Annotated in this window: 6 protein-coding genes and 1 pseudogene; all 7 read left to right on the top strand. The window is 66.9% G+C overall.

The window, feature by feature from the left end:
* Positions 1-209: pseudogene (locus tag FKP22_RS16750) on the top strand (dioxygenase); the annotation flags it as partial.
* 73 nt (positions 210-282) lie between these two features.
* A complete protein-coding gene (locus tag FKP22_RS16745) occupies positions 283-897 on the top strand; it encodes a GNAT family N-acetyltransferase (protein ID WP_170200935.1) in 615 nt (204 codons plus the stop codon).
* A 212-nt stretch (positions 898-1,109) separates the two neighbouring features.
* Entirely contained in the window at positions 1,110-2,711 is a 1,602-nt protein-coding gene (locus FKP22_RS16740) for an ABC transporter substrate-binding protein (protein WP_141288593.1), read from the top strand.
* Positions 2,712-2,906: 195 nt separating this feature from the next.
* Positions 2,907-4,055, top strand: a complete 1,149-nt coding sequence (locus tag FKP22_RS16735) for a branched-chain amino acid ABC transporter substrate-binding protein (RefSeq protein ID WP_141288592.1) — start codon at positions 2,907-2,909, stop codon at positions 4,053-4,055.
* A gap of 21 nt (positions 4,056-4,076) precedes the next feature.
* Positions 4,077-5,087 (top strand): ABC transporter permease subunit, encoded by a 1,011-nt coding sequence (locus FKP22_RS16730; protein WP_141288591.1) that lies wholly within the window; start codon positions 4,077-4,079, stop codon positions 5,085-5,087.
* Positions 5,080-5,997, top strand: a complete 918-nt coding sequence (locus FKP22_RS16725) for an ABC transporter permease subunit (RefSeq protein ID WP_141288590.1) — start codon at positions 5,080-5,082, stop codon at positions 5,995-5,997. Before FKP22_RS16730 ends, FKP22_RS16725 begins: the two co-directional genes overlap by 8 nt.
* Positions 5,998-5,999: 2 nt before the next feature.
* The coding region (locus FKP22_RS16720) for an ABC transporter ATP-binding protein (RefSeq protein WP_141288589.1) at positions 6,000-6,753 on the top strand (754 nt) is incomplete at its 3' end.

Here is a 6,753-nt window from a genome sequence, read left to right as displayed (position 1 = left end):
GCCAGGCCCCGCACGCCGCCTTCATGCACCCGACCGACGAGCATCTGCTGCCCTGGTTCGTGGCGGCCGGCGCTGCGGGCGACGCGCCCACCGGCCTGCGCCTGCACGACAGCGTGACCTTCGGCCACATGGGCATGGATGTCTACGCCTTCGGCCCAGAAGCGCCGCGGCTGGCCCAGGCGCTGGACACGGCGAGCGCGCCAGCCTGAGGGGCTGCCGGGGAACAGACGCCCCTGCTCGCGTCTCGCGACTGCCGCCCGATCTGGGATAGATTGGGTGGCCATGCTGCTGTCTGCCGCCAAAACCATCCTGACCACGCCGCGCCTGCTGCTCACCGCGGGTGACCCTGCGCTGGCCGACGCCGTGGCCGAGTTCTACCAACGCAACCGTGCTCACTTCGCGCCTTGGGACCCGCCGACGCCGGAGGTGTTCTTCACCGCCGAAGCACAGGCCGCGCGCATCCAGGAAGGGCTGAGCGCGTTTTCGGCCGGCCAGGGCTTTCGCTACTGGGTGCTGCCGCGCGAGGCGCCAACCCAGGTGATTGGCAGCGTGAATTTCAACCAGGTCGCCCGCGGCGCCTTCCACAGCTGCATGCTGGGTTATGCGCTGGACGAAGCCAGCCAGGGCAGCGGCCTGATGCACGAGGCGCTGCAGGCCGGGCTGGCCGAGATGTTCTCGGCGCGGGTCAACCTGCACCGGGTGCAGGCGGCCGTGCGGCCGGAGAACAAGCCCAGCCTGTCGGTGCTGGCGCGGCTGGGCTTCGAGGTGGAAGGGCTGTCGCGGGACTACCTGTTCATCGACGGCGCCTGGCGCGACCACTTCGTGCATGCACTGCGCAACCCGGCCTTCCAGCGGCCGAGCGACTGGCCCCTGGCCCTGCCTGAATCATCTGCCTGAACGCCGGCTGAATGCCGGCCTGAAACTTGCTCGCCTGCACAGGTCGACCAAGGTGTCGGTGAGTTGAGCCAAAGCTAGAGGAAAATCCCGAGCAAGCCAGAATCCGCGCGTCAGGCTGCCGGCCGTACCATCCGCTGCCTTGACGCCGCCCCGTCCATCCGACGACCCGATCAACTCTCGCGACGGTGACCCCGTCCCCCGGAGACCCCTGCATGCGTGCATCCGCCCCTCAGCTGCTGTCCACCCTCGCCCTGGCCCTGCTCGCCGCCTGCGGCAGCGCCGCCAGCGCCAAGACCCTGGTGTATTGCTCCGAAGGTTCGCCCGAGAACTTCACGCCGGCGCTGAACACCACCGGCACCAGCTTCGACGCGGCCCGACCCGTCTATGACCGGTTGACGCACTTTGCGCGCGGCACCACCACCGTCGAGCCCGGCCTGGCTGAGAGCTGGACCGTGTCGCCCGACGGCAAGGTCTTCACCTTCAAGCTGCGCAAGGGCGTGAAGTTCCACAGCGGCGTCAACGGCTTCACCCCCACGCGCGACTTCAACGCCGATGACGTGCTCTGGAGCTTCGAGCGCCAATGGAAAGCGGACCACCCCTATGCCAAGGTCTCCGGCGGCAAGTACGACTACTTCGCCGACATGGGCCTCAAGGACGACCTGCTCGCGCTGGAAAAGCTGGACGACTACACCGTCAAGATGACGCTGAAAACGGCCAACGTGACCATGCTGGCCAACCTGGCGATGGACTTCGCGGCCATCTACTCGGCCGAATACGCTGACTTCCTGGCCAAGGCCAACAAGAAGGAACAGTTCGACCAGATCCCCGTCGGCACCGGCCCGTTCTCGTTCGTGACCTACCAGAAGGACGCGGTGATCCGCTACAAGGCCAACAAGGCCTACTTCGGCGAGAAGGCTCAGGTGGACGACCTGGTCTACGCCATCACCACCGACCCGACCGCGCGCTACTCCAAGATCAAGGCCGGCGAATGCCACCTGAGCGCCTACCCGCGTCCGGCCGACCTGCCGGAGATGCAGAAGGACGCCACGCTGAACGTCATCAGCCAGCCCGGCCTGAACATCGCCTACTGGGCCTTCAACACCCAGAAGCCGCCACTGGACAAGAAGGAAGTCCGGCAGGCGCTGACGATGGCCATCGACAAGGCAGCGATCCTGAAGGACGTCTACCTCGGTGCCGGCGCACCGGCCGTCAACCTGATCCCGCCGACCATTCCGGCCTACAACGACGCGGTCAAGGACTGGCCGTACGACCCGACCAAGGCCAAGGCGCTGCTGGCCAAGGCCGGCGTGAAGACCCCCATCGAGCTGGACCTCTGGTACATGCCGGTGCAGCGCCCGTACAACCCGAACGCCAAGCGCGTGGCCGAGATGATGCAGGCCGACCTGGCCAAGATCGGCGTGAATGCCAAGCTGGTGACGTTCGAGTGGGGCGAGTACCGCAAGCGCCTGCAGCAGGGCGAGCACCAGACCGGCATGCTGGGCTGGAACGGCGACAACGGCGACCCCGACAATTTCTTCTTCCTGCACGGCTGCGACGCCGCTCGCCCCGGTGGCCAGAACCTCTCCAAGTGGTGCTTCAAGCCCTTCGACGAGAAGCTGCTGAAGGCCCGCGCCACCGCGGACATGAAGGAGCGCACCAAGCTGTACAAGGAAATGCAGGTCATCGAACACGAGGAGGCGCCGGACTTCAAGATCGCCCACTCGGTGGTCTACGAGGTCATGCGCAAGCAGGTCACGGGCTACAAGCAGAGCCCGTTCAACACGCATGAATTCAACGGCGTCTCGCTGAAGTAAAGCGAGCCCGCCTGGCCGGCCGGCGCACCCAGCTCTCAAGAAAACAAAGGACCGTTCCCGAGTTTTCTTGACCCCCTCGGGGGGCCTGACGCGAAGCGGCAGGTCTGGGGGCGCCCAAGTGCCCGGCCGGCGCGCATCGCCGCGCCCACGCAGCGCGGCAGCGCCACGGTTTTACCCACCCCACCGCAGCCCACAATGAACCTCCGTCGTCTTCCTTCCCTGGCGGTCCTGGCCACGCTGTGCCTGGCCGGCATGCTGAGCGCGTGCCACCCGCTGCCCGACACGATCAAGATCGGCGTCGCCCAACCGCTGTCCGGCCCGCTGAAGGACCTGGGGCAGGACATGCTGGACGGCACGAAGATGGCGGTCGAGGAGCTGAACAAGGAAGGCTTCAAGATCGACGGCAAGACGATCAAGCTGGAAGTCGTGGCCGCCGACGACAAGGCCGACGCCGAGGCCGGCAAGCAGGCTGCCAAGACGCTGATCGACGCGGGCGTGGTCGCCGTGATCGGGCACCTGAATTCCGGCGTGAGCATGGCGGCAGCCCCACTGTACGCCGAGAAGATGATCCCGCAGCTGGCCATCTCGACCAAGCCCGAATACACCAAGATGGGCCTGCCGACGACCTTCCGCCTGGTCGCCAGCGACGCGTTGCAGTCCAAGGCCATGGGCTCGTTTGCCGCGCAGCTGCCGGGCCAGCACGTCTACGCGGTGGTTGACGACGCGACGCCTTACGGCAAGGGCCTGGCCGAGTTGGCCCTAGGCCAGTTGAAGACGCGCAACAAGACCGTCGGCCTGACCATGTCGCTGGACGACAAGACCACCGAGTTCGCCAAGCTGGTGGCCGGCATCAAGGACAACAAGGTGGATGTGCTGGTCACCACGCTGGCCGACTTCCAGACCATTGCGCTGGCCGACCAGCTGCTGGCCGCCGGCCTGCACAACATCAGCATCGTCGGTGGCGACACCATCAAGACCGAAGGCCTGCTCAAGATCAACCCCGAGATCGGCAACATCTACGCCACCTCGCCCATCGTCGCGGCCGGCGAATTCCTCGGCGGCAAGATCTTCCTGAACAACTTCCGCACCGAGTTCAAGCACGACCCGGTCTACGCTGCGCACTATGCGTACGACGCCGTGCATGTGCTGATGTCGGCCATCCGCAAGTCGCACAGCGTGGACGGCAAGACCCTGGTCGAAACGCTGAAGACCCTCGACCCGTTGGCCCCGGTGACCAGCAGCATGCGCTTTGGCGCCGACGGCGAACAGCGTTATGGTGCCGTCAGCGTCTACCAGCTGACCCGCGGCAACTGGTTCCTGCTGACACGCAGCGACGTCTGGTAAGACCCAAAAGCAAACGCACGCATGTTCCGTTTTCTCTGGCGCCGCCTGGCGCTCACGGTGCCGACCTTCATCGCCCTGATGTTCGTCACCTTCGTGGCCATCCGGCTGGTGCCGGGCGACCCTGTGGAAGTGCGGGTTGGCGAGCGCGGCATCAGTGCCGAGCGGCTGGCCTTCTTCCGCCATGAGCTGGGGCTGGACCAGCCGATCTGGAAGCAGTTCTGGGACTACTTCGTGCAGCTGCTGCACGGCGACTTCGGCACCTCGCTGGCGACCAACCAGAAGGTGCTGACCGAGTTCCTGGCGCTGTTCCCGGCCACGCTGGAGCTGAGCATCTTCGCGATGCTGTTTGCCGCGCTGATCGGCCTGCCGGCCGGCACCATCGCGGCAGCCAAGCGCGGCACCATCTTCGACCAGACGCTGATGGGCCTGTCGGTCACCGGCTATTCCATGCCCATCTTCTGGTGGGGCTTGCTGCTGATCATGTTCGTCGGCGAGCGCTGGGGCCTGACGCCAGTCTCCGGCCGCATCGACCTGATCAACTTCTACTTCGAGCCGGTCACCGGCTTCATGGTGATCGATGCCTGGCTCTCTGGCCAGCCAGGCGCGGTGCTGGATGCGTTGCACCACCTGGTGCTGCCCGGCATTGTGCTGGGCACGGTGCCGCTGGCCGTCATTGCCCGCATGACGCGCTCTGCGATGCTGGAAGTGCTGAACGAGGACTATGTGCGCACCGCGCGCGCCAAGGGCCTGCCGGCCTGGCGCGTGGTCGGGCTGCATGCGCTGCGCAATGCGCTGATCCCGGTGGTCACCGTCATCGGCCTGCAAGTGGGCGCACTGATGGCCGGCGCGGTGCTGACCGAGACCATCTTCTCGTGGCCCGGCATCGGCAAGTGGCTGATCGAGTCCATCGCCCGCCGCGACTACCCCGCGCTGCAAGGCGGCGTGATGCTGATCTCCGGCGTGGTGATCCTGGTGAACCTTGTGGTCGACCTGACTTACGGCCTGATCAACCCGCGAATTCGTCATGGCTGAAATGGCTGTTTCTCCTGTTGCCAAGACCAGCGCGCCGCCCTCGGCCGCGCGCCAGTTCTGGCTGTCCTTCTCCGAAAACCGCGGCGCGATGCTGGGCCTGGTGATCGTCGTGGTGGTCGTGCTGCTCGCGGTGTTCGCCGAATGGGTGGCGCCCTACGCGCCAGACCAGCAGTTCCGCGAAGCCGTGCGCGCCGCGCCCGCCTGGGCCGAAGGCGGCAGCCGGCAGTTCCTGCTGGGCACCGACAGCCTGGGCCGCGACATGCTCACACGGCTGATCTTCGGCGCGCGCATCTCGCTGTTCATCGGCCTGTCGGTGATGGGCGTTTCGTTTGTCGTCGGCGTGCTGCTGGGCCTGGCCTGTGTCTCGTTCGACGGCAAGCTGGGCCAGACGGTGGACGTGGTCATCACCCGCGTGATGGACCTGATCATGGCGGTGCCCAGCCTGGTGCTGGCCATCCTGGTCGTCGCGGTGCTGGGCCCCAGCCTGATCAACACCATCGTCGCGGTCACCATCGTCTACCTGCCGCGCTACGTGCGGCTGCTGCGCGCCTCGGCACAGACCGAGCTGGGCAAGGACTACGTCACCGCCGCCCGCGTGGCCGGCGTGGGCAAGTGGCGCCTGATGTTCAAGACCGTGCTGCCGAACTGCCTGGCGCCGCTGATCGTGCAGGCCGCGCTCGGCGTGTCGGATGCCATCCTCGAAGCCGCCGCGCTTGGCTTCCTCGGCCTGGGCGCTCAGCCGCCCACCGCAGAGTGGGGCACGATGCTGGCCGACGCGCGCGAATTCATCCGCTCCGAGCCCTGGCTGGTCACGCTGCCCGGCCTGGCGATCCTGATCACCGTGGTCTCGATCAACCTGGCCGGCGACGGCGTGCGCGACGCGCTGGATCCGAAAATGAGGAGATCGTGAGCATGAGCACGACCCCGCTGTTAGACATCCAAGGGCTGACCGTCAGCTTCGCCACCCGCGGCGGCGCCTTCCGCGCGGTCGACGGCGTGAACCTGCAGGTCGCGCCCAACGAGCTGCTGGCCATCGTTGGTGAATCGGGCTCCGGCAAGTCGGTCGCGATGCTGGCCATCATGGGCCTGCTGCCGTGGACGGCCACCATCACCGCTGAGCGCATGGTGTTCGACGGGCAGGACCTGCTCAAGCTCACGCCCAGGCAGCGCCGCACCCTCATCGGCAAGGACGTGGCCATGGTGTTCCAGGAGCCAATGAGCTCGCTGAACCCGTGTTTCACCGTGGGCTGGCAGATCGCCGAAGCGCTGGCCGCGCACACCGAGCTGGACCGCGCCGCGCGCAAGGCCCGCGTGATCGAGCTGTTGGACCTTGTCGGCATCCCCGACCCGCAGCGCCGCGCCCGCGCCTTCCCGCACCAGCTCTCCGGCGGCATGTGCCAGCGCGTGATGATCGCGATGGCGCTGGCCTGCAAGCCGCGCCTGCTGATTGCCGACGAGCCGACCACCGCGCTGGACGTGACCATCCAGGCCCAGATCATGGACCTGCTGCAGCGCCTGCGCCGCGAGACCGGCATGGCCCTGGTGCTGATCACGCACGACCTGGGCGTGGTCGCCGAAGCGGCCGACCGCGTGGTCGTGCAATACGCCGGCCGCCCGGTCGAAACGCAAAACGCCGACGCGCTGTTCCAGGACCCGCACCACCCCT

Source organism: Ideonella azotifigens (genome assembly GCF_006519715.1).
GTDB classification, from domain to species: domain Bacteria; phylum Pseudomonadota; class Gammaproteobacteria; order Burkholderiales; family Burkholderiaceae_C; genus Ideonella; species Ideonella azotifigens.
Note: the sequence above shows the minus strand (reverse complement) of the source record. Positions and strands in the feature narration are given on the sequence as shown.

Coding starts and splice junctions, on each gene's coding strand:
- FKP22_RS16735 (WP_141288592.1), top strand. CDS start 2,907: ATGAACCTCCGTCGTCTTCCTTCCCTGGCGGTCCTGGCCACGCTGTGC.
- FKP22_RS16730 (WP_141288591.1), top strand. CDS start 4,077: ATGTTCCGTTTTCTCTGGCGCCGCCTGGCGCTCACGGTGCCGACCTTC.
- FKP22_RS16740 (WP_141288593.1), top strand. CDS start 1,110: ATGCGTGCATCCGCCCCTCAGCTGCTGTCCACCCTCGCCCTGGCCCTG.
- FKP22_RS16725 (WP_141288590.1), top strand. CDS start 5,080: ATGGCTGAAATGGCTGTTTCTCCTGTTGCCAAGACCAGCGCGCCGCCC.
- FKP22_RS16745 (WP_170200935.1), top strand. CDS start 283: ATGCTGCTGTCTGCCGCCAAAACCATCCTGACCACGCCGCGCCTGCTG.